The 21,257-nt window shown below is 61.8% G+C and carries 17 protein-coding genes; 7 read left to right on the top strand and 10 right to left on the bottom strand.

Annotated features, from left to right (window positions below):
* Positions 1–14: 14 nt before the first annotated feature.
* Positions 15–1,508 carry an amidophosphoribosyltransferase gene (gene purF / locus HMPREF2792_RS07320; protein ID WP_186312197.1) on the bottom strand — a complete coding sequence of 498 codons (1,494 nt, stop codon included), beginning with the start codon at positions 1,506–1,508 and terminating at the stop codon, positions 15–17.
* Between the two features lie 34 nt (positions 1,509–1,542).
* On the bottom strand, positions 1,543–1,947 hold the full coding sequence (locus HMPREF2792_RS07315; protein WP_070522921.1) for a sterol carrier family protein: 405 nt from the start codon (positions 1,945–1,947) through the stop codon (positions 1,543–1,545).
* Between the two features lie 33 nt (positions 1,948–1,980).
* Between HMPREF2792_RS07315 and HMPREF2792_RS07310 the strand changes: the two genes are divergently transcribed.
* Positions 1,981–3,015 carry an acyl-CoA thioesterase gene (locus tag HMPREF2792_RS07310; RefSeq protein ID WP_070522918.1) on the top strand — a complete coding sequence of 345 codons (1,035 nt, stop codon included), beginning with the start codon at positions 1,981–1,983 and terminating at the stop codon, positions 3,013–3,015.
* Between the two features lie 38 nt (positions 3,016–3,053).
* Here the strand turns inward: HMPREF2792_RS07310 and HMPREF2792_RS07305 are convergent, their stop codons facing one another.
* Together HMPREF2792_RS07305 and HMPREF2792_RS07300 are read right to left on the bottom strand one after the other, a co-directional pair.
* Positions 3,054–3,983: a MaoC/PaaZ C-terminal domain-containing protein gene (locus tag HMPREF2792_RS07305; protein WP_070532376.1), complete on the bottom strand. Its 930-nt coding sequence runs from the start codon at positions 3,981–3,983 to the stop codon at positions 3,054–3,056.
* The gene (locus HMPREF2792_RS07300; RefSeq protein WP_070532374.1) at positions 3,984–5,324 is read right to left on the bottom strand and encodes a 3-oxoacyl-ACP reductase; all 1,341 of its coding nucleotides are present in this window, start codon (positions 5,322–5,324) and stop codon (positions 3,984–3,986) included.
* A 149-nt stretch (positions 5,325–5,473) separates the two neighbouring features.
* Between HMPREF2792_RS07300 and HMPREF2792_RS07295 the strand changes: the two genes are divergently transcribed.
* The 3 genes from HMPREF2792_RS07295 (at position 5,474) to HMPREF2792_RS07285 (ending at position 9,658) form a co-directional block, all read left to right on the top strand.
* A complete protein-coding gene (locus tag HMPREF2792_RS07295) occupies positions 5,474–6,808 on the top strand; it encodes an acetyl-CoA C-acetyltransferase (RefSeq protein ID WP_070532372.1) in 1,335 nt (444 codons plus the stop codon).
* A gap of 28 nt (positions 6,809–6,836) precedes the next feature.
* Entirely contained in the window at positions 6,837–8,921 is a 2,085-nt protein-coding gene (locus tag HMPREF2792_RS07290; RefSeq protein ID WP_070532369.1) for an acyl-CoA dehydrogenase family protein, read from the top strand.
* A 95-nt stretch (positions 8,922–9,016) separates the two neighbouring features.
* Positions 9,017–9,658 carry a DUF6891 domain-containing protein gene (locus tag HMPREF2792_RS07285; protein WP_070522903.1) on the top strand — a complete coding sequence of 214 codons (642 nt, stop codon included), beginning with the start codon at positions 9,017–9,019 and terminating at the stop codon, positions 9,656–9,658.
* Positions 9,659–9,701: 43 nt separating this feature from the next.
* Here HMPREF2792_RS07285 and HMPREF2792_RS07280 read toward each other — a convergent pair whose 3' ends face one another.
* Positions 9,702–10,355 carry a PAQR family membrane homeostasis protein TrhA gene (locus tag HMPREF2792_RS07280; RefSeq protein WP_232748491.1) on the bottom strand — a complete coding sequence of 218 codons (654 nt, stop codon included), beginning with the start codon at positions 10,353–10,355 and terminating at the stop codon, positions 9,702–9,704.
* A 290-nt stretch (positions 10,356–10,645) separates the two neighbouring features.
* Between HMPREF2792_RS07280 and HMPREF2792_RS07275 the strand changes: the two genes are divergently transcribed.
* A complete protein-coding gene (locus tag HMPREF2792_RS07275; RefSeq protein WP_070522900.1) occupies positions 10,646–11,683 on the top strand; it encodes an alpha/beta hydrolase in 1,038 nt (345 codons plus the stop codon).
* 189 nt (positions 11,684–11,872) lie between these two features.
* Here the strand turns inward: HMPREF2792_RS07275 and HMPREF2792_RS07270 are convergent, their stop codons facing one another.
* The 4 genes from HMPREF2792_RS07270 to purS form a co-directional block, all read right to left on the bottom strand.
* A complete protein-coding gene (locus tag HMPREF2792_RS07270) occupies positions 11,873–12,559 on the bottom strand; it encodes a DUF3800 domain-containing protein (protein ID WP_070532367.1) in 687 nt (228 codons plus the stop codon).
* A 128-nt stretch (positions 12,560–12,687) separates the two neighbouring features.
* The gene (gene purL, locus HMPREF2792_RS07265; RefSeq protein ID WP_070532365.1) at positions 12,688–14,985 is read right to left on the bottom strand and encodes a phosphoribosylformylglycinamidine synthase subunit PurL; all 2,298 of its coding nucleotides are present in this window, start codon (positions 14,983–14,985) and stop codon (positions 12,688–12,690) included.
* A 27-nt stretch (positions 14,986–15,012) separates the two neighbouring features.
* The gene (gene purQ / locus HMPREF2792_RS07260; protein ID WP_070532362.1) at positions 15,013–15,675 is read right to left on the bottom strand and encodes a phosphoribosylformylglycinamidine synthase subunit PurQ; all 663 of its coding nucleotides are present in this window, start codon (positions 15,673–15,675) and stop codon (positions 15,013–15,015) included.
* On the bottom strand, positions 15,675–15,905 hold the full coding sequence (gene purS, locus HMPREF2792_RS07255) for a phosphoribosylformylglycinamidine synthase subunit PurS (RefSeq protein WP_039676532.1): 231 nt from the start codon (positions 15,903–15,905) through the stop codon (positions 15,675–15,677). Before purS ends, purQ begins: the two co-directional genes overlap by 1 nt.
* A 230-nt stretch (positions 15,906–16,135) precedes the next feature.
* On the opposite strand from purS, the gene HMPREF2792_RS07250 reads away from it, so the two are divergent.
* Together HMPREF2792_RS07250 and HMPREF2792_RS07245 are read left to right on the top strand one after the other, a co-directional pair.
* Positions 16,136–18,964 (top strand): ExeM/NucH family extracellular endonuclease, encoded by a 2,829-nt coding sequence (locus HMPREF2792_RS07250; RefSeq protein ID WP_070532359.1) that lies wholly within the window; start codon positions 16,136–16,138, stop codon positions 18,962–18,964.
* Between the two features lie 409 nt (positions 18,965–19,373).
* Complete coding sequence (locus tag HMPREF2792_RS07245) at positions 19,374–19,790, top strand: hypothetical protein (protein WP_070522883.1); 417 nt, start codon at positions 19,374–19,376, stop codon at positions 19,788–19,790.
* 707 nt (positions 19,791–20,497) lie between these two features.
* On the opposite strand, the gene HMPREF2792_RS07240 is transcribed toward HMPREF2792_RS07245, so the two are convergent.
* Positions 20,498–21,184, bottom strand: a complete 687-nt coding sequence (locus HMPREF2792_RS07240; RefSeq protein ID WP_070532355.1) for a DUF2334 domain-containing protein — start codon at positions 21,182–21,184, stop codon at positions 20,498–20,500.
* Between the last annotated feature and the right edge of the window lie 73 nt (positions 21,185–21,257).

Genomic DNA, 21,257 nt, shown 5'->3' with positions numbered 1-21,257 from the left:
GAGTGACTTAGTCCTTATTCGTTAGTTGTCGTCGAGCCCTGCAGGGTGCGCACGGCCTCAGCATTGGGGTTTCCGGCAGGCAGTCCGAGTGGGTACTTACCGTCGAAACATGCACAGCACAGTTCGTTGCGCGGCTGTTGAGTAGCCGCCACCATCTCATCGGTGGAGACAAATCCCAGCGAATCCGCGCCAATCGCGGTGCAGATGGTCTGTGCTACCTCTTCCGGATCATCCGAAGGGTTGGCGTTGGCAATGAGCTCGCCCGGGGAGGCGAAGTCGATGCCGTAGAAGCACGGCCACTTCACCGGCGGGGAGGCGATGCGCACGTGGACTTCGGCAGCACCGGCTTCCCGCAACATCCGGATCAGCGCGCGCTGCGTGTTACCACGCACGATTGAATCATCCACCACGACGATGGACTTGCCTTCAATGACCTCCCGCAGCGGGTTGAGTTTGAGGCGAATGCCCATCTGGCGCTGGGACTGCGTGGGCTGGATGAAGGTGCGGCCCACATAGGAGTTCTTCACCAAGCCGTGTGCGAAGGTCAGCCCGGATTCGCGGGCATAACCGACGGCAGCCGGGTTGCCGGACTCGGGAACGGGGATCACCATGTCCGCATCGGGTGCCGGGTACTGGCGCGCTAGGCGCCGCCCAATTTCCACGCGCGTGGCGTTGACAGAACGGCCCTTGATATTCGTATCGGGCCGAGCTAGGTAGACGTATTCGAAGACACAACCATGGCGCTTGGTCTCGGCGAAGCGCTCGGAGCGGATTCCGGTCTCATCGATGGCAACGAGCTCGCCCGGTTCGATCTCCCGGATAAACTGCGCGCCGACGATGTCGAGCGCACAGGTCTCGCTGGCTACCACCCAGCCCGTGTTGAGCCTGCCCAGGGCAAGCGGGCGCACGCCATGCGGATCGCGTGCGGCATAGAGAGTGTGCCCGTCCGTAAAGGTCAGGCAGAACGCACCTTGTACGGTAGGCAACAAGTGCAGGGCCGAATCAAAGACGGTGTTGTCCTCGTTGACGCCGTCCGCCAACAAGATGGACAGGCACATGGAATCCGAGACGGACTCTTCCTGTGGCTTAATCAGCCCGCGCCGCACGGCCTCGGCGCGCAGTTCCAGGTAATTTACTAGGTTTCCGTTGTGGCCGAGCGCGATGTCAACGCCGCTGGGCGACGTCCCGAACATCGGCTGCACATTCGACCATTCCTTGCCGCCTGCGGTGGAATAACGCGTGTGGCCGACGGCCACGTTTCCATGCAGCGAGCTCAGGATTGATTCATCGAAGACATTGGAGACAAGGCCCATATCCTTAAAGACGACGATGCGATCATCATCGCCCACCGCGATACCGGCGGCCTCCTGTCCGCGGTGTTGGAGGGCGAAAAGCCCGAAGTAGGTTAGCTTCGAAACCTCTTCTCCTGGTGCCCAAACACCGAAGACTCCGCATTCTTCGCGGGGTTCCGGATCCAGGCTGGGATCCGTCGACAAGGGCTTAGTCATGCTCTGGACGTGTTCAGCTACCACGGCGCCAATCCTAGCTGTTTGGGCCTGTGAAAACTAACGGAATCACGGGCAAACAGGCTGCAATGTCGTGGGAGCGGGATCCGGAGGCGTCTACGCGGCCAGCGTTAAGCGCCTGCTCCCAGCCAATGACTCCCGTGGCCAGCTGCAACCATGTCAGGGGATCCATCTCCACCACATTCGGAGGGGTACCCCGGGTATGCCGGGGACCGGCGATGCACTGGACTGCCACGAATGGGGGGACCCGCAACTCCACGGAATGTCCCGGCGCGTCCGCCTCCACCAGGCGGGCCGTAGTGCGGGTGGCCTTTGCCAGAGCAGAGCGACCTGGTTTTTCGGTCCTCTCAGGGTCACGGATCCACTCCGCCACCGCTTCGACGGCAGCACGGGTGGTGGCGGCATCAACGGCCTTTTTCATACGCTATGCACACTCCCTGATACTTTGTTATCCATGTCACCAACCATGCCACCAAGCTCCTCGGAAGAAAAGAAGCCTGTCCCGACCGGGAAGTCTCCCTCAATCACGCTGCGGTTTATGGCCGCCCCGACAGATCTCACCATCGCCGGCGCCCAAGGCATCGGCGGCGGGCGTGTTTTGGAATGGATCGATAAGGCCGCCTATGCGTGCGCGGTTCAATGGTCCGGTACCTACTGCGTGACGGCCTACGTGGGCCACATTCACTTCACGCGCCCGATCCCTTCGGGCCACTTGGTAGAGGTACGCTCGCGCATCGCGATGACCGGGCGGTCCTCCATGCACATCGTCAACGAAGTGCTCTCCGCTGACCCGCGCGATGGCATCTTCACGCGCGCCTGCGACTGCCTCGTCATCTTCGTGGCCAAGGACACCGAGACCGGAAAGTCGATGGCCGTTCCGCCGCTCGTTCCGGATTCCACTGAGCACCAGCGCGTATGGGAGGCCGCGGAATCCCGCATCGAGCTGCGCAAAGCCATCGAAGCAGAGATGGAAAAGCAGACTTATGACGGCCCGTCTGACGCTCCCCGCATGGTCAACCGCTTCTTGGCCAAGCCCACCGACGTCAACTGGGGCGGCAACGTCCACGGCGGCACCGCCATGGAATGGATTGATGAGGCGGGCGCCGCCTGCACCATGGAGTGGTCCGGCGAGCACACCGTCGCGGTCTATGCCGGCGGAATCCGCTTCTACCGGCCAATCCATATTGGAGATCTCATCGAGGTGGATGCCCGCATGATGCGCACGGATACCCGCTCGATGCAGATGTCCGTCCACGTGCGCTCGGGCAACCCGCGCGGCGGCCGCGAAAAACTGGAGACCGCCATCCACGCCACCGTCTCCTACATGGCGATGGACGCTGACTGGCAGCCGCTAGCTGCCCGCCAATTCACTCCCCGCACCGAGGAAGACAAGCGCCTCTGGGAGCACGCCGGCATCCTTCGCGGCCTGCGCGGCAAGTACTCCCCGAAGCCACTGGTGGTGGCACCAAAGCACCAACACGTGGATTAGCCGGTGGATGAGCCAGAGGCTCATCCACCGGGCCGCGCCTACTCTAGAGGCTCAACCCGGCACGCCACGTGGAGGGAGCTTGGGTCCTTGGCCTTGCGCAAGGTGACGGTGCGGGCTCCGATCTCACTGTTTGTGGCGACGCTCGGAGCCACAAACACTCCCGTGGTCGCCGGAAGGATGACGGGCTTGTAGAAGTCCGCGCTGATGCGCACAGCACCGGGGAGGGTGCCGTCGAGCACCGACAGCATGCGAGCGTGCGTGTACATGCCGTGCGCGATGGGCGCGGGGAATCCGAAGAGTTTGGCACCCACCGTGGACACGTGAATGGGGTTCTTATCGCCCGATGCCGCGGCATAGACGCGGGTGCTTTCGGGGCTAAATCGCAGCGTTGCCGTAGGCGTTCCCGCCTCATCGCCGGGGAAGTCGAGGAAGCGCTCGGCCTCCGGACGTGTTCTCACTTGGCGCGGGGTGTCCTTCGTAAACTTCGCCCCCTGGCCGAGGAAGACTGATGTCTGGCGCCAGATCTCCTCGCCGCCAACGCTGTACGTGGTCACCATATCGATGACCAACCCTTTGCGGTGCGGGCGCAGGTTTTCCGCGTGCACCGCGATGTCACAGCGCTCGTCGACGCGCAGCGGGCGTTTCTGCTCGATGCGGTTGGACAGATGCACCACGCCCACAGCTGGGAACGGAAAGTCCGGTGCTGCCATGACCTTAATGGCGAGCGGGAAGGCCAGCGCGTAGAGATAGGTAGCAGGCAGCTCGTTGCTCAGCCGCAGGCCCGTGGCCTGGCAGTAGCGAGCCAGGTGCTCGGTGTCGACGCCTACGCTGTCGACGCGGTACGCGGTCTGCGAGTCCTCAACCTTTCGCTTGCCCGCCCCCAGCCCGGGGATGGGGACCGCACCCAGCATGAGGCTGCGGTACAGGGCGGGAAGGTCCGGAATCTCGTTGAGTGTGGTGACGTTCATTTAGGCTCCCATGAGGTTCTGACCACAGACGCGGACGGTGTTGCCGCTCACCGCCGCGGAGGCCGGCGAGGCGAAGAAGGCGACGGTCTCCGCGACGTCGACAGGCAAACCACCCTGTTGCAGTGAGTTCAGGCGGCGGCCGATCTCGCGCGGCCCGGTCGGCATCGCCGCGGTCATGGCGGTTTCAATAAAGCCCGGCGCCACGGCGTTGATGGTGGAGCCGTTCTCCGCCAACACTGAGCGCAAGGAATCAACGAGGCCAATGATGCCGGCCTTGGTCGTGGCGTAGTTGGTCTGACCGCGGTTGCCGGAAATGCCAGCCATAGAGGACACACCAATCACTGCGGCACCCGGCGCGAGGGAACCGGATTCCAAGAGGCTTTCGGTAATGCGAACCGGCGCCAAGAGGTTAACGGCAAGAACAGAGTCCCACTGGCCTTCATTCATGTTGGCCAGCAGCTTGTCACGGGTAATTCCGGCGTTGTGGACGATGACGTCAATGGCTCGGCCGTGGCGCTCCTGCGCGTGCTGGGCAATCTTGTCTGCGGCCTGGGGGTCGGTGACGTCGAGAGGCAGCGCGGTGCCCTTGACCTTGTTCGCGGTCTTGGCCAAATGCTCGCTGGCCTGCGGAACGTCGATGCAGATGACGCTGGCACCATCGCGCGCCAGCACCTCAGCAATGGTGGCGCCGATGCCGCGGGCAGCACCGGTCACCACCGCCAGCCGCCCGTCGAGCGGCTGCTCCCAGTTCTGCGCTTCGCCATTGGTTGCCGGAGAATCGTGCCCCTGGGCACTGACGCGCACAACCTGCCCGTCCACGAAGGCCGACTTGCCAGAAAGGAAGAAGCGGAGCGTGGACTCCACCTCTGTGGTGGCAGCGGGGTCTGCCCAGACCAGGTTCACGGTACCGCCCTTGCGCATTTCCTTGGCCAGGGAACGGGTGAACCCTTCGAGTGCGCGGGCGGCAATGCGGGCGTCGATAGTGTCCGCAGCTTCCGGGGTGGTGCCGATGACCACCAAGCGCGCGCACGGCAGGAGGTTGCGCATCTGCGGGTTGAAGAAGTCATAGAGCTCACGCAGCTGCTCTGGGGTCTCCAGGCCGGTGGCGTCGAAGACGAGGGCGGCCCGCTTCGCCTCCGCGGAAGCATTGATGACCTGGTAGTCCACGGCTAGCTGAGAACTCAGAAACTCAGCGATGCGCCCCTGGCCGCCGATGACGATGGGGCCATCGAGTGCTGGTTCCCCAGCCTTGTGGCGGCGCAGGGGATGACCTTGGGGTACTCCTGCTTTGGCGGCGAGCGGTGAGTTGATGAGCTTCTCAGCAATTGTGACGTTCAGCATAGGCTGGCATGTTCCTTTCTCGATTCTTCACAACCTTGCGAGCTTTGTTGAGCTGGTTGCAAGGTTAGTTAATTGAGTGATAGAACTAACAATATCACTTTAGTTGTGACGCGAAACGAACAGCCGGGTTGCTACCCCCTCCCGCTGGGATGATTCGCACGAGACCACTCGCGAAGGAGCTTTTTAATGACCAACCCCCGCACCGCGTAGCCATCCTGGGTGGCAACCGCATCCCATTTGCTCGTTCCAATAAGCAGTACGCCCACGCGTCCAACCAAGACATGCTCACCAGTGCGCTGGATGGACTCGTCGCACGCTACGGGCTTCACGACGAACGCCTCGGCCTCGTCGCCGCCGGCGCTGTGCTCAAGCACTCCCGCGATTTCAACCTCACCCGCGAAGTCGTTCTAGGCTCCGCCCTCGACTCCACGACCCCCGCCATCGATGTACAACAGGCCTGCTGCACTTCTCTTGCGGCAGCTATCCACGTCGGTGATGCCATTGCCCAAGGCCGAATCTCCGCCGGCATCGCGGGCGGAACGGACACCACCTCGGATGCCCCGCTGGCCGTCAATGACACGCTGCGCCGCACGCTGCTCAACCTCACCCGCGCCAAGACCGCTGCGCAGCGTGCCCAGCTCATCGGCTCTATCCGCCCCTCGCAGCTGGCCCCGGAACAGCCACAGAACGGTGAGCCGCGCACCGGACTCTCCATGGGTGATCACGCCGCCATCACCGCCCGTGAATTGAACATCGGCCGCGAGGCCCAAGATGAGTTGGCGCTCGCCTCCCACCAGAACCTCCACAAGGCTTGGGAGGAAGGCTTCTTTGAAGACCTCACCACGGGCTTCCTCGGCGTCAACCGCGATACCAACCTGCGCCCGGATTCCTCCCTGGAGTCCTTGGCCAAGCTCAAGCCGGTCTTCGGCAAGCGCGATGCTGAGCAACACGGCACGCAGGCAACGATGACCGCAGGCAATTCCACGCCGCTGACCGACGGCGCCTCCGTCGCCCTCCTCAGCTCCGAGGAATGGGCGGCCGAGCACAACATCGAGCCCCGTGCCTTCCTCGTGGACTCAGAGACCGCGGCCGTCGACTTTGTCCACGGTCCCGACGGCCTGCTCATGGCCCCCACCTACGCGGTCCCGCGCCTGCTCGAGCGCAACAACCTAAGCCTGCAGGATTTCGATTTCTACGAGATCCACGAGGCCTTCGCCTCCCAGGTCTTGGCCACCCTGTCCGCATGGGAGGACGAGACCTACTGCCGCGAACGCCTCGGTTTACAGTCCGCGCTAGGCCCCATCGACCGCGCCAAGCTCAACGTCAAGGGCTCCTCCCTGGCCGCCGGCCACCCCTTCGCCGCCACCGGCGCCCGAATCCTCGCCACCACCGCCAAGATTCTCGAAGAAAACGGCGGCGGACGGGCCCTCATTTCCATCTGCGCCGCCGGCGGTCAGGGCGTCGCGGCCATCGTTGAACGTTAAGAAAAGCCTCCCAGAAAGGACCTTCACCATGCCACTGACCAAGTCTTCCGCTGACAAAAAGTCCATCTCCCCGGAGCTCAACAACCAGGCCTCCACCGACGCCCCCAAGGCCGAGGCCCGCAGCCCACACCGCCTGCCCACCACCCCGAAGCCTGCTGTTGCCACCGAACTTGCCGCGCTTCTCGACGGCCCCCACGCCGCCTTCCGCCAGGAGCTGCGCACCTTCCTCAACGATCCTTCGCTCTTCCCGAACCCGGATCTGCCCATGGCGGAGCAGCGCCAACACACCTTTGAGAACCTCTCCAAAGTTTGTGACTTCGGCGGATTCAACCACGGCCTGCGCCGCGCCAACGGCGGTGCCGGAAAGCCAAATCTCTCCACCTTCACCCTCGAAGGCTTGGCGTGGGTCGACGGTTCGCTGGCGATTAAGTCCGGTGTGCAGTGGGGCCTGTGGGGTGGAGCGCTGGATCAGCTAGGCACCGAGCGCCACCTCAAGTGGGTTGAGAAGGCCGCCAGCCTGGAGTTGCCGGGCTGTTTCGCCATGACTGAGCGCGGCCATGGTTCCGATGTGCAATCCCTCGAGACCACCGCCACCTTCGACCCGGAGACCGATGAGTTCATCATCAACACCCCCTCCGATTCCGCGGTGAAGAACTACATCGGTAACGCCGCCAAGGATGGCCGCGCCGCAGTCGTCTTCACCCAGCTCATCACCCCAGATAGCGACGGCCGCTCCCACGGCGTCCACGCCATCATCGTCCCCATCCGCGATGAAGAAGGCAACGAGCTGCCAGGCGTTACCTTGGGCGATCATGGCCACAAGGGTGGTTTGGTAGGCGTCGATAATGGCACCTTGCGCTTCGACAACGTCCGCGTGCCGCGCGAGAACCTACTCAACCGCTTCGCCGATGTGGACGAGAAGGGCAAGTACTCCTCCCCCATCGAGTCCAAGAATGCTCGCTTCTTCACCATGCTGGGCACTCTCATCCGCGGCCGCATCGGCGTATCCGGCGCAGCGGGCGCCGCCACCGAGGCTTCCCTGGACATCGCCATCCGCTACGCCAACCGCCGTCGTCAGTTCGAGGGCGCGACCGGCGCCGAGAAGCGCCTCATTGAGCACCGCCAGCACCGCCGCCGCCTGCTCATTCCGCTGGCCCGTACATACGCGCTGCACCTGCTCTACAACCAAATTCTGGAGCGCTACCAGGAGCAAAACGATCAGCACGAGGCTGGCACCTGGTCTGTGACGGAGCCGACCGAAGAGCAGAAGTTTGCCTCCCGTGAGATGGAATCCCTAGCAGCTGCCATCAAATCCGCGCAGACCCAGCACGCCACCCGCACTATCCAAGAGTGCCGCGAGGCCTGCGGTGGCGCCGGCTACATGTCCGAGAACCGCCTGACCACCTACCGCGCCGATTCCGATGTCTTCGCTACCTTCGAGGGCGATAACACTGTGCTCATTCAGATGGTGGGCAAGAACCTGCTCACCGCCTATGGTCGCGCGATGAATGACATGAGCCCGTGGGACACCGTGAAGTACGCGGCTACCACCGCCACCGATGTGGTTCGCCGCCGCTACGGGTTCACTACTCGCCTGCAAGGCCTGGTGGACCGCGTGAATCCTTCAGAGGCCTCGCTTTTCGACGCCACCTACCAGGCCAAGCTGATCGACGATCGCGCCCAGTCCATCCTCTTCTCCCTCGTGCGCCGCATCCAGCCGGCTCGCAAGGCCGATAAGGTGCAGGCCGCCGCCATCGTGGATCAGTGCCAGGATCACCTCATCGCCGCCGGCTGGGCCCGCGTGGATACCTTGTTGGTCCAGGCCATGATTGAGGCAGAAGAGCGCCTTGAGGAAGGTTCGCTGGCACGCCAGGTCTTCGAGCAGCTGCGCCACCTCTTCGTCTTCGACACCTTGGTTCAGCACGCGGGCTGGTACCAGGAGCACAACCTGATTCCGGCCGGCCGCATGAAGGCCGCCCGCGCTGCTATCAACGACCTCGTCGATTCGCTCGCACCATGGTCCGTCGTTCTCGTGGATGCCTTCGGCGTTCCGCCTGAGGTGCACAACATCCCGATGCTCACCGAGGCCGGTGTGGATCCGCTCCACGTGTAGTCACGCCACGCATCTCGAGGGCACCTCCGCCACCTGGCGGGGTGCCCTCCCTGCTTTCAACGACTGTCAGCATCACGCATCTACCATCCACAGGCATGACCACACCACACTCCATGTTCTCCAGTTCCTTCCCGCCTTCCGAAGACATCTTGGTCTCCGGAACCCTTCGCAACGACATCTCGCTGCATCTGTGCCACGGCCATTCACGCCAGGACATTCACAACGACTTTATTGAGCTTCTCGACGATCCTTCCGAGTGGACGACAGTGCGCACGGATCCCTTCCCGGAAGATTTCGATTCCATCATTGACGAAGTTGCCGCTAAGTACGCACAGAAGGTCACAGAGAAGTCCGCAGACGCACAGCGCCTCGACGCCCTCCGTGATGAGCTGCAACAGCGCAACCTAGCCTTCAGCTTCGACGAGGGCTGGGACGCCTCCGACGGCGCTGAATGCGGCGCCGAAAAGGCGGAAGAAGACGGTGCCGCAGGATATGTTTATTGCCACATGCAGGACGTCGACAGGTTAATCCACACCGGAGACCTCTTCTTTGGTTTCGGCACCATGAGAACCGATGCCGAGCTCAGCACACCTGTGGCCGTTGGCGAGCTACTCGTCGAAGCGCTGCGTGCGGTTGGCTTTAATCCCACGTGGGATGGCAACCCTAACGCACGCGTGCTGTGCCAAGGCCTAGTCGTCGAATTCCCCCTCGCGGAGGACCTCACCGACGCTGAATAAGCTCCATCCCCATAAATTCCGTGAAGCTAGCCCCCGTATTCGGCTAGCCCGCAACAACCATCCAGATGGCTACCATGTGCACCACCGCCGCGGCAATCGTCGCGGTGTGGAAGTGCTCGTGGTAGCCATACCAGCGCGCGTTGCGCCCCGGCCACTTGAAGCCGTACATCAACGCACCCACTGAATAGACCACGCCGCCGGCAAAGAGAAGCCACACCACAGCCGGTCCTGCGGACTGCCACAGGTTCGGCAATAGCGGCAGGATGAGCCAGCCCAGCACGAGGTAAACCACCACGTCCAGCCAGCGTGGGTGATTAATCCACACCAGATTCAAGATGACGCCCATGATGGCGCCCACCCACGCCGAGGTCAGCATCCATAACGCCTGCGTTGGCTCTAGAACGATGGCACACAGCGGCGTGTACGTCGCGGCAATAAAGACGGAAATGGTGGCATGGTCCGCCCGGCGCCACCACTGCACCGCCCGCATGGTCACCCACGGCCAGCGGTGGTACAACGCCGAGACCGTAAAGAGACCCACCACGCCGACGCCGTAGACCGTCACCGCGAGCCCCTGCCACCACGGCAGTGTCATCCACGCAAAGGTAATCAAAACCGTCGATGCAATCAGGGAGGCGATGGCCGCAAAGAAGTGGCCCCAGCCGCGCGTCAGTGGGCGCGGGCCGCGGTCCGCCATCCAGTACGTGCGCTGGATGAGCTGCTCTATCGTGCTGCTTTCCTGCACAGAGCCTTCTTCAACTGGAAATTCTTGCGGGGACGATTTCTGAGCACTGGGTGCGTTCATAGTGGGGGCCTTGCCTTGCCTGAGATGCGGGTCATGCGTATAACGCATTCACTCCCAAAACTTACGTACCCGTAACTATACGGACGAGCATTGTGGCAGACAAGGGTGGAGCAACAGTTTTCACCAGTTTTTCTTCCAATATTTGCAGTTCGAGGGCGCTGGCCACGTAAACTACCCACATTATGCTTTCCTTTGTCTCACGCTCTCGCCGCACCGCGGCGCTGTTCGCAGCTGCCATGGTGGCGCTGGGGGCGGCGTCGGCAGGCGTCGGCTCCGCTTCCGCACAGTCCAGCACCATCGGCGAGGTTTCCTCGCGCGTGACCAACCCGCAGCCCTGGCTCGGTGACAAGGCCTTCATTACCTCAAAGCGCCACATGGGTGGCAACCACTGGGTGGTAGACGTGTGGTCCCCTGCCAACCGTGCGGTGATTTCTAATAACGTCCTGCTCCCCGAGGGCGATAAGCCGCGCCCCTCCTTCTACCTGCTGCCCGGAGTGGAAGGCGGCCAGGCCGGCATGAACTGGATGACCCACTCTGATATCCGCAATTGGGCCGTGGGCAAGAACGTCAACGTCGTTATGCCGCTCGGCGGCGCCTATTCCCTCTACACCGATTGGAATGCCGAGGACCCCATCCTGGGTGTCAACAAGTGGAACACATACATGACCGCTGAGTTGCCCCCGCTGATCGACGCCGAATTCCACGGCACCGGCCGCGATGCCATCGGCGGCATTTCTTCCACGGGCGGCGCCGCACTCGACATCGCCGGCCACGCCCCACAGCGCTACAAAGCAGCAGCCTCCTACTCCGGCTGCCCGGTGCGCTCCGGTGCGATTGGCTTCCCCACCTCCACCGCGATGATCGCCTATGGCGGCGGATCCTCCTTCAATGCGTGGGGCCTGCCGGGCTCCCCGCAGTGGTTCGAGCACGACCCCAACGCCAACCCTGGGCGCCTGCGCGACGTCGAGGTCTTCGTGGGCTCGGCCTCCGGCACCCCGGGTCCCATCGATGGGACCAATAACCCCGGCCAATGGCTCGGACCCCGCGCGGTAGAGACGGTTGCTAACCAGTGCTCAGAGGAATTCACCCGCAACGCCCGCAATGCCGGGGTGCGAGTGAACCGTTACTTCAGCCCCCAGGGCTCGCACACCTTCAACCTCTTCTCCCACCAGATGAAGCTGAGCTGGGACCAGACCATCGCCCGCACCATCGGCGCTTAATTGGTTGGTTCCTAGGAGGTTGCCGCCTCACGGCGGGCGGGGCCGGCCCCTCGCTCCTGCCTTCGGCATTTCCTAATAGCTCCCTTGCCTCCCCACACGATGAAGGTCTAAACTCAAGGCGAAAGGTTCCGCCCCACTGAAAGAGCCCCTGAAGGCTTTCCGGCTTACGCCGGTAGGTGGGGCGGTCGCTTATTTTCGGACCGGGCCACTCCAGTAATAGGTCTTTCCCGCCGAAAACATATTGAATTGATCCCAATTGTGCCGCTGCGAAAGTGCTTGAACGTACTGTCCCTTGCCTCGTTCCATTTTCTGAAACCAGGACCAAGAAAAGTAGTCAGCAATCTGACCGTTCAAATCCTGTTTTACTGGATGAAAGAGCACACGGAACTTTAGCTGTAGGCCTTTCAACAGAGGCTTTATCCTCTTTTCAAATGCCGATCTTTCCTTGCCAGTAAGAACCGAGTCGAAAATTAAGATTACGTCGCTTACCTCTGAGTCTCCCCACACCGCATTAATCCACTTCCCCATTGCACCAGCAAAGAGCCCTAAAAGCTGCGGTGGAGACTGGTAAGTCGGATGCGTCATTCGCTTATCCACCCAGATCGTGTGGACACGGCACCGATCAAGCTCATTAATTCGGTCTATTACCCGCTTTCGCGTTCCCTTCGAATTTTCTGTTGCATGAAACTCAAGGTCTTTACTCCCCGCTGCCATAAGTTCATACTTCAGCGCTTGCAGTCCTATCGCAGTGCCTGCTGGATTGAAAGTGCAAAATGCTGTGATTAGGAAGTGCGTGGAGGCTTTTGCACCAAACTGCATATCCCCCGACTCATCGAGAAAAACATACAAAGCTCTTTTTCTCTTCACGTCTTCCATCTCTGTTCCCCGGCCCCCGTACGCAGCTATTACTAATAGTCTACAACGCTGACTGGAGCAATTAGACAGTGCGGGCAGGGCCTCGCCTTGGCGAGAACCCTGCCCGGTTGCAGTACTGTGCGTGAGGTCTACTCCACGACGGAGTTGGCGCCCACCGCGTGGCCAAAGAGGTCCGGCAGGGTTGCTGCCCAGGCCTCACGAAGCTCGGAGACAGCAATGGACTCGCCGCCGAGCTCAAACTCGCCATTGTCGGTGGTCTGGCCGATGACGACGGCCGGCACGCCGCACTCCTCAGCGCGGTGCAGCAGCATGTCGACGCGGTCAGCGGTCGTTGCCACGAGCACGCGGGAGGCGGACTCGGAGAAGGCAGCCACGAAGGCATCCTCATGGACCTTGGACAGATCCAGGCTCAAGCCCACGCCGCTGCGCTTGGCCATCTCGAACGCGGTGACGGCGAGGCCACCTTCGGAGATATCGTGAGCGGCGGTCAAGCCTTCGCTGCCCACGAAGAAGTCAGCGAGGCGCTGCTCATTAGCCAGGTCGACCTGCGGCGGCAAGCCGTTGAGCCCGTTCTTCGCCTCATGGCCCTGCTCATGAGCGCTCACCTGCTGCCAGATGGAACCGCCGAACTCATCCTTGGTCTCACCCAGCAGAACGAGCACCTCCGGTTCCTCCACGAGGCCGAGTTCGTTGCCAATGGACGCGTGGACGTCATCGATGACGCCCAGGACGCCCACGACGGGCGTCGGCAAGATCGGCTCCTCGCCGGTCTGGTTGTAGAAGGAGACGTTGCCACCGGAGACGGGGATGCCGAGTTCCACGGCGCCGTCGGCAAGCCCGTGCACGGACTCGCGGAACTGCCACATGACGTCCGGGTTTTCCGGGGAGCCATAGTTGAGGCAGTTGGTGATGGCGACCGGGCGGGCGCCGGTGACGGCGACGTTGCGGTAGGCCTCCGCCAGAGCCAGGCGTGCGCCCATGTTCGGGTCCAGCTTGGTGTAGCGGCCAGACGCGTCAGCCGACACCGCGATACCGCGGCCGGTCTCCTCATCAATGCGCAGAACACCAGCGTTCGCGTGGTGGGACTGCACGGTGTTGCCGCGTACGTAGCGGTCATACTGCTCAGTGATGAAATCACGTGAACACAGTGCCGGGGAGGCCACGAGCTTCTTGAGCGCCACAGTGATGTCCTGCTTTTCGACGCCCTCGAATTCTTGCAGCGCATCCTGCCACTCCGGGCGTGCGTACGGGCGGTCGTACACCGGGCCCTCGTTGGCGATGGTGTGTGCCGGGGCATCGACGACGACCTCGCCCTGGTGGCGAATGATGAGGTGCTTGCCGGTGGTGACCTCACCGATCTCGGCGCAGGTGACGTCCCAGTGCGCGCAGATCTCCTTGAACTTCTCCACGTTCTCCGGGGTCACCACGGCGCACATGCGCTCCTGGGACTCGGAAGCGAGGATCTCTGCTGCGGTCATGTTCTTCGCACGCAGCGGGACGTTGTCCAGGTTGATCTCCATGCCGCCGTCGCCGGACGCAGCCAGCTCGGAGGTGGCGCAGGCCAAGCCCGCACCGCCCAAGTCCTGGATGCCCACCACGATGCCGGACTTGTACAGCTCCAGGCAGCACTCGATGAGAACCTTCTCCGCGAACGGGTCACCCACCTGAACGGCTGGCAGCTTGCGCTCCGCGCCATCCTCGAAGGTGTCAGACGCCAGCACGGACACGCCACCGATACCGTCGAGGCCGGTGCGCGAGCCAAAGAGCATCACCTTGTTTCCGGTACCAGAAGCGAAGGCCAGCTTGAGGTCCTCGACCTTCAGCGTGCCCACGCATAACGCGTTGACCAACGGGTTACCAGCATAAGATTCATCAAAAACGGTTTCGCCACCAATGTTGGGCAAGCCCAAGCAATTGCCGTAGTGCGAAATGCCGTCGACAACACCCGGCAGAACGCGCTTGGTGTCGGGCGCATCCGCCGGGCCGAAGCGCAGCTGATCCATCACGGCAATCGGGCGCGCGCCCATGGCCATGATGTCGCGGACGATGCCGCCCACGCCCGTCGCGGCGCCCTGGTGCGGCTCCACGTAGGAGGGGTGGTTGTGACTTTCCACGCGGAAGGTCACGGCGTTGCCGTCTCCGATGTCCACCACGCCGGCGTTCTCACCGATGCCGGCGAGGATCTTGGAGCCCATCTCTTCCGTCATGGTCTCGCCAAAGTAGCGCAGGTGCGCCTTGGAGGACTTATAAGAACAGTGCTCCGACCACATCACCGAGTACATGGTCAGCTCGGCATCGGTCGGGCGGCGACCCAGGATCTCGCGGATGTGCGCGTATTCGTCATCCTTCAGGCCCAATTCGCGGTAGGGCTGGTCCAGTTCAGGCTGCGCGGATGCCTGCTCGACGGTGTCGTTGTGTACGGTCATTGTTTCTCCTTTAACCGTCGGCGCGGGTTAAGCGACGACCTTGAGGGCGGACACAAACAAACCCAGACCGTCGGTGGACGGGCCGGTGAGAAGATCGATGGCATGCTCCGGGTGCGGCATCAACCCCACCACGTTGCCGGCCTCGTTGGTGATGCCGGCAATGCCATTGATGGAGCCGTTGAAGTTATCGGTATAGCGGAAAACCACGCGGCCCTCGCCCTCCAAGCGCTCCACGGTCTCCGCATCCGCCTGGAAACGGCCTTCGCCGTGCTTCGCCGGGATGAGGATGCGCTGCCCCTGCGCAAACTCGCTGGTCCAGGAGGTCTGTGCGTTCTCCACCTCGAGGTAGGTATCCACGCAGTGGAAATGCAGGCCCTGGTTGCGGGTCAGGGCGCCGGGCAGCAGGCCAGCCTCCGTCAGAATCTGGAAGCCGTTGCAGATGCCGAGCACCGGCATGCCCTTGTTAGCGGCATCGACGACCGCGCGCATCACCGGGGCGAGCGCCGAAATCGCGCCGGAGCGCAGGTAGTCACCGTAGGAAAAACCGCCGGGAACCACGACGGCATCGACGCCGCGCAGGTCCTCGTCCGCATGCCACAGGGACACGACTTCGGCGCCGGCGGTGCGGGCGGCGCGGGCCGCGTCGACGTCGTCAAGCGTGCCGGGGAAGGTAATAACGCCGATCTTCATTACTGGATGACCTCGTAGTCCTCGATCACGGTGTTGGCCAGCAGGGTGGAAGCCACCTTCTCCAGCTCCTCGGCGCTGACCGAGTCATCGACTTCAATTTCAAAGCGCTTGCCCTGGCGCACGTCGCTGACACCAGCAACCCCCAGGCGGCCCAGCGCGCGAACAACGGCCTGACCTTGCGGGTCCAAAATCTCGGCCTTGGGCATGACATTGACAACTACACGAGCCATGAAAATTTTTGCCTTACTGTGCGTGAGTATAGGTGCCCCGCCAGTCTATCCCGCCGGCAAGGAAGATTCGGAATCTTTGGGGGTGATGAATTCAAACCAAACGGCTGAAGAATTCTTGGGGAACCCCACCTTAACCCCCAGCTCACCTAGTGCGCTCCGGTATCACTCGGTGCGAAACCCGGGTAGAACGAGATGCATTGTCCTGTTCTCACCTATCCAAGGAACCTCTCATGCATCTCACACACATTGGCTCACTCGCCATCGCTGCTCTTGTCTCTACCTGCATCGTCACACCTCAGGCCGGTGCGGCGGCGGACGGCTCCAACGCCGTTATCTCTGAGGTCTACGGTGGCGGCGGCAACAAGGGGGCGGCGTTTACTAAGGATTTCATCGAGCTTTATAACCCCACCTCCGCTGACCTCGACCTCACTGGCTGGTCCGTGGAGTACCTATCCGCTTCTGGCAACTCAGGCGGAAAGCACGAGCTATCCGGCTCCATCCCGGCTGGGGGCTACTTCCTCATCCAGGAAGGTGGCGGCGACACCGGGGAGCCGCTTCCTTCCCCTGATGTAGAGGGGAACCTGAACCTGTCCGGCTCCAAAGGATCGGTGAAGCTTTACGACGCCTCCGGGGCCGAGGTGGACCTCGTGGGGTACGGAGAGGCGTCGCTAAGCGAGGGCTCCCCCGCCCAAGCCCTGAACAACTCCACCTCTGCGCAGCGCGACGCCGAGGGCACCGACACCGATAACAACGCTGCTGACTTCAGCAGTGCAGCGCCGACGCCGAAGTCTGCCGGCGGCGCAGCCCCGCAACCGGACCCGTCCCCGGCCGAGCCGGGTTCCACCGTCACCATCCCGGAGATCCAGGGCACCGGCGCGGAGTCCCCGCTCAAGGGCCAGAACGTCACCACCCAAGGTGTGGTGACCGCGGTGTGGCAGGGCGAGAAGTCCCTCAACGGCTTCACCATCCAGACCCCGGGCACAGGCCAGACCGCGCCAACCGAGGCATCTGAGGCGGTCTTCGTCTACACCGGCGGCACCGGCTTCTACCCAGAAATTGGAGATTCTGTGGAGGTCACCGGCACCGTTGATGAGTACTTTGGGCAGACCCAGATTGCCCTGAGCGACGGCTCCACGCTTGACGACGCCCTCCCCGCCGTCACCCCGCTGACCATCGATGCCCTGCCGGAAGGTGATGAGGAGCGCGAGAAGCTCGAGTCCATGCTGCTCAAGCCTGGCGTACACACCGTGACCGACAATTACGGTCTCAACCGCTACGGCGAGCTGGGCCTGGCACCGGGCACCGAGGCTCTGCGTCAGCCCACTGACATCGTCGCCCCGGGCACCCAAGAGCAAAAGGACATGGAGGCTGCTAACGCGGCGAAGTACGTCATTTTGGACGACGGCTCCACCCGCGACTTCTCCCGTGATGGCGCCTCGACGAAGCTGCCCTACATCATGCAGAACGGCTCGGAGGTCAAGACCATCCGCACCACCAACCAGGTGGAGTTTGCTGACTCCGGCGTGATCCTGGGCTACGGCCACAACCAGTGGCGCTTCCAGCCCACCGCGATGATTACCGGTGACTCTGCCGCTGCGGACCTGCCGATTACGTGGGACCCGGCCCGTCCAGAGGCCCCGCAGGTGGCTGGCGATTACACCGTGGCGGCGTTTAACGTGCTGAACTTCTTCATCAACTTGGGCGAAGACAACGGCGCAAAGGCGTACAAGGACCGCTTTGGCAACGGCGTGGGCTCCGATAGCGGGACCTTCCGCGGTGCGTGGTCCGAGTCCGCGTTCAATGACCAGAAGGGCAAGATCCTCACCGCGCTGGAGGGCCTTGATGCCGATGTCATTGGCCTGTCTGAGATCGAGAACGCCGCGAATACCGTGGGGGGCTCCTACGATGACGCCGTGAAGTACCTCGTGGGTGAGCTCAACTCCCGCGCGGGTTCTGAGAAATGGGACTACGTCAAGGCCCCGGCGAACGCGTCAGCCGATACGGACGTCATCCGCACCGCGATCATCTACAAGAAGGACCGCGTTAAGCCGGTGGGTGAGGCCACCTTGCTTGAGGACGCCCGCTTCAAGGGCACCGCCCGCACCCCGCTCGCCGCGGAGTTCCAGCCTGTTTCCGATAGGTGCGCTGTTGAAGGTCCCGATTCCTTCGTGGTGGTGACCAACCATTTCAAATCCAAGGGATCGGTAGCGAACGGTGATGCCGATACCGGCGACGGCCAAGGCAACAACCCCAACGTGCGCAACGCCCACGCCCAGGCCGTCCTCGACGGGCTGGCCAAGCAACCGCAGTGGCAGAAGAAGGCCACCTTTGTCATGGGTGATTTGAACACCTACTCCAAGGAAGATGCCATCTCCGTCTTCCGCAACGCCGGCTACACCATCCCGGTGGAAGAGCTCAACGCGCAAGAGGACTGGCAGAACGTGGCCTCCTACCAGTTCTCCGGCCGCCTCGGCTCACTGGACCACATCCTGGCCAACGAGCACGTAGATGCTCAGGCCGCGCAGACCTGGAACATCAACTCCGATGAGCCCATCGCCATGGAATACTCCCGCCGCAACTACACCGGCGGCGATGTCTTTGAGGCCGATAACCCCTACCGCTCCTCCGACCACGACCCGGTCAAGGTGGGCTTTAACCTTGCGACGGTGAAGCGCACCGATAACCAGCTCAAGGACTGCACCACGACCGACGAGCCGGACCCGTCTGAGGAGCCGGCTCCGTCGGAGGAGCCGGATCAGACCGACGATGACGACAAGGTTGACACCAAGCCAACTCACAGCTCCGGTTCTTCTGCCGGCGAGCACTGCCTGCCGACTGCCCTCGGCCTCACCATCCCCGCAGCCCTCGCCATTCCGGTTGCCTTCCTTGGGTTTGCCAACACGCAGTTCAACATCCCGGGCTTCGAGCCTGTCCGGAAGCAGATTGAGTCGATGACCCGCAACATCCCGCGCGAAGCTCAGTACGCCGTCGGTGGCCTCGGCCTGCTGGCTGCGCTTGGCATCATCGGCGCGGCCTGCGCCCCAACCGAATCTGAATAGAGACCAGCCGGACCCGATGAAACAAGAGGCCACCCCTCCCCTTTTTTTGGGGGGAGCACAAGGCAACATCAAACCGCCTGACGGTTGCAGGCTCCTTTTCGATGCCTCATTATTCACTACAAGGTGAAAGGGACTTACCCCAGCTCACCCCACAAATCATCTCTCTCCTGCAAAGGACACTCATGAAGTTCTCTCTTCGGAATCCTTCATCCAGGAACCCAAACTCGACTTTGCTATAGCTTAGACACCACAGGCGGACAAAGCGGTTCTCCGGTCTATGCCACAGACAACGCTGCCATCGGCATTCACACGCATGGCATCAGCGATCTCGGCTGCCCTGAAAACAGTGCCCTACGTATAAGCCCAAGCATGCTAAATACCTTCAATGACATTAAGGAGATCCAAAACAATGCAACCACAGATCCCGGTTCCAGCTCAGGTTCAAGCTCTCATTAATAACCCCAGTAACCTTCTCGGACTCATTGGTACCGTTCTGGGCATTATTTCCCTAGTTGTTGCAATCAGTGTCGGCCAAGGCCTCCCCAACGATGGGCAGTCCAAGCCTAATGCAGGAGAATCAACGATTCGCGTTGTAACCTCCAGTGGTAACCCGGCAGGCGAATGTAAGCTTCTTGGCCTTTCGCAGGAAAAGGTACACACGACTAATGCCAAAGGCGTGTACTTCTACGCGTTGGAACCTGGTTCGCATACCATCAACGCATCTTGTTCAGGGCTTTCCAGTCTTTCCTCCGCGCGAGCGCTCGAGGGTAGTCAGGAAGTAACCGTGAATGACGAGCCGGTAATGGTAAAGATTGTTGTTAAGTAGATTGGCCCTAACTTTCTTGGTTCTAAAGAGCTAAGAGAAACACGCACGTGCCCCCAGGGAAACCTCCCGGGGGCACACGCTTTTCAATGAACCACACCTAATTCGAGAGGGAACCGTACTTTCGTACGCGCCCGTATGAGAAGCTGGCGCATTTAATGACAGCAGCAAAACATCATTTTCAAACAAATGAACGCTTTTAAACCTCTGCCCCAAGAGCGCCAAACGCTTATCTGCATGTGTTTACACGGGCAGTTGGCTGTAAACCTGTAAAGACCCCATCACCTTCAATGCACATCACGATGATCTGTTTGAAGTTAGCCACAAGAACTAGCTTTTCCAAGTAGAAGTTGACGCAACGCCACCGAGTCGTGGCGCCTCCAACCCCCCCATGTAGTACCGAGTACGCGCTAGACGCCGCAAACAGTGCAGCCGGACACCCGCCAGCATTACTGACGGAGCTTCCTGCCACTTACTCACTGACCCGCGACGCCGGAATACTCGCTAAGTTCGTCTCTGCTCAGCCAGGTCAAGCCCCTCATAAGAGAGGCTTTTCTCGCTCCGATTGCGGGTGGGGCAATTGAAACCTACGTCCGCTACCGCAATTCGGGGATTGCGCTCGTGAAACACGCAGCCAGCACACCCGACGGGTTCACAAACCTACACCGCGTCTAATTCGGCCACACCCCAAAGAAAAAGAGGTTGGTGGGCTATTCGGCGTGCGTGAAAACGGAATAGTCAGCGGGGCTAGCGCCTGCTGCCATGGCGCGCTCGGCGGCCTTAAGGAAATCAGCAACTACCTTACGGTCATCGAGGTTGCGGCCGGAAATCGATAGGCGCACGGTGTTTCCGCGCTGGGCGGAGCGCTCTGCTGCGCGAATAATGTTGCGGCGCCACCACTTGGCCGAACCGAAGCCCTCACCAAATGACAAGTTGCGGGCTTGGTGGAGCTCGCCTGTGCGAAGGTCGTGGATGCCACGGGTGGAGGCGGCAAAGTCGAAATCAAACTCGGGAAGGACTTCTAGTGTTCCCTCCGACATTCGCCAGCGCGGTGGTGCAAAAATGGTCGGCTCAAAGCCGATCTTGGCCATCTGTCGCGTCGCGCCCTTGAGACGCAGACGTGCCTCGTGCGCATCCAGGTTGGCGAACTCCGCACGGCGGCCCTGGACCGCTTGGTCAAAGCCATTGAGAATAAGCACGCGACCCGATTCGGCCTGCTCGCGAAGCCAGGATTGCGTCGCCGCGTCTTTAGCTAGGTGCCAATTGCCGTCGATGTGTGGCGCCACCAGCAAAGAAACAGGGACGTCAGCTTTATCGAACTGCTTAAGTAGATCGGAGGCTTGGCTTCGGGTGTCGTCGAAGATACTGGAAATCGAAACCAGAAGGTGGCCATGCATAAGGAAAATTATCGCACAGCCACCGCCCCGGCGCGCGCTGAGAGGGATTCGGCGCTCCCCCACATGGGCGGCG

This window comes from Corynebacterium sp. HMSC068H04 (genome assembly GCF_001811255.1).
GTDB lineage: Bacteria > Actinomycetota > Actinomycetes > Mycobacteriales > Mycobacteriaceae > Corynebacterium > Corynebacterium hesseae.
This window is presented reverse-complemented; position numbering and strand designations above follow the sequence as displayed.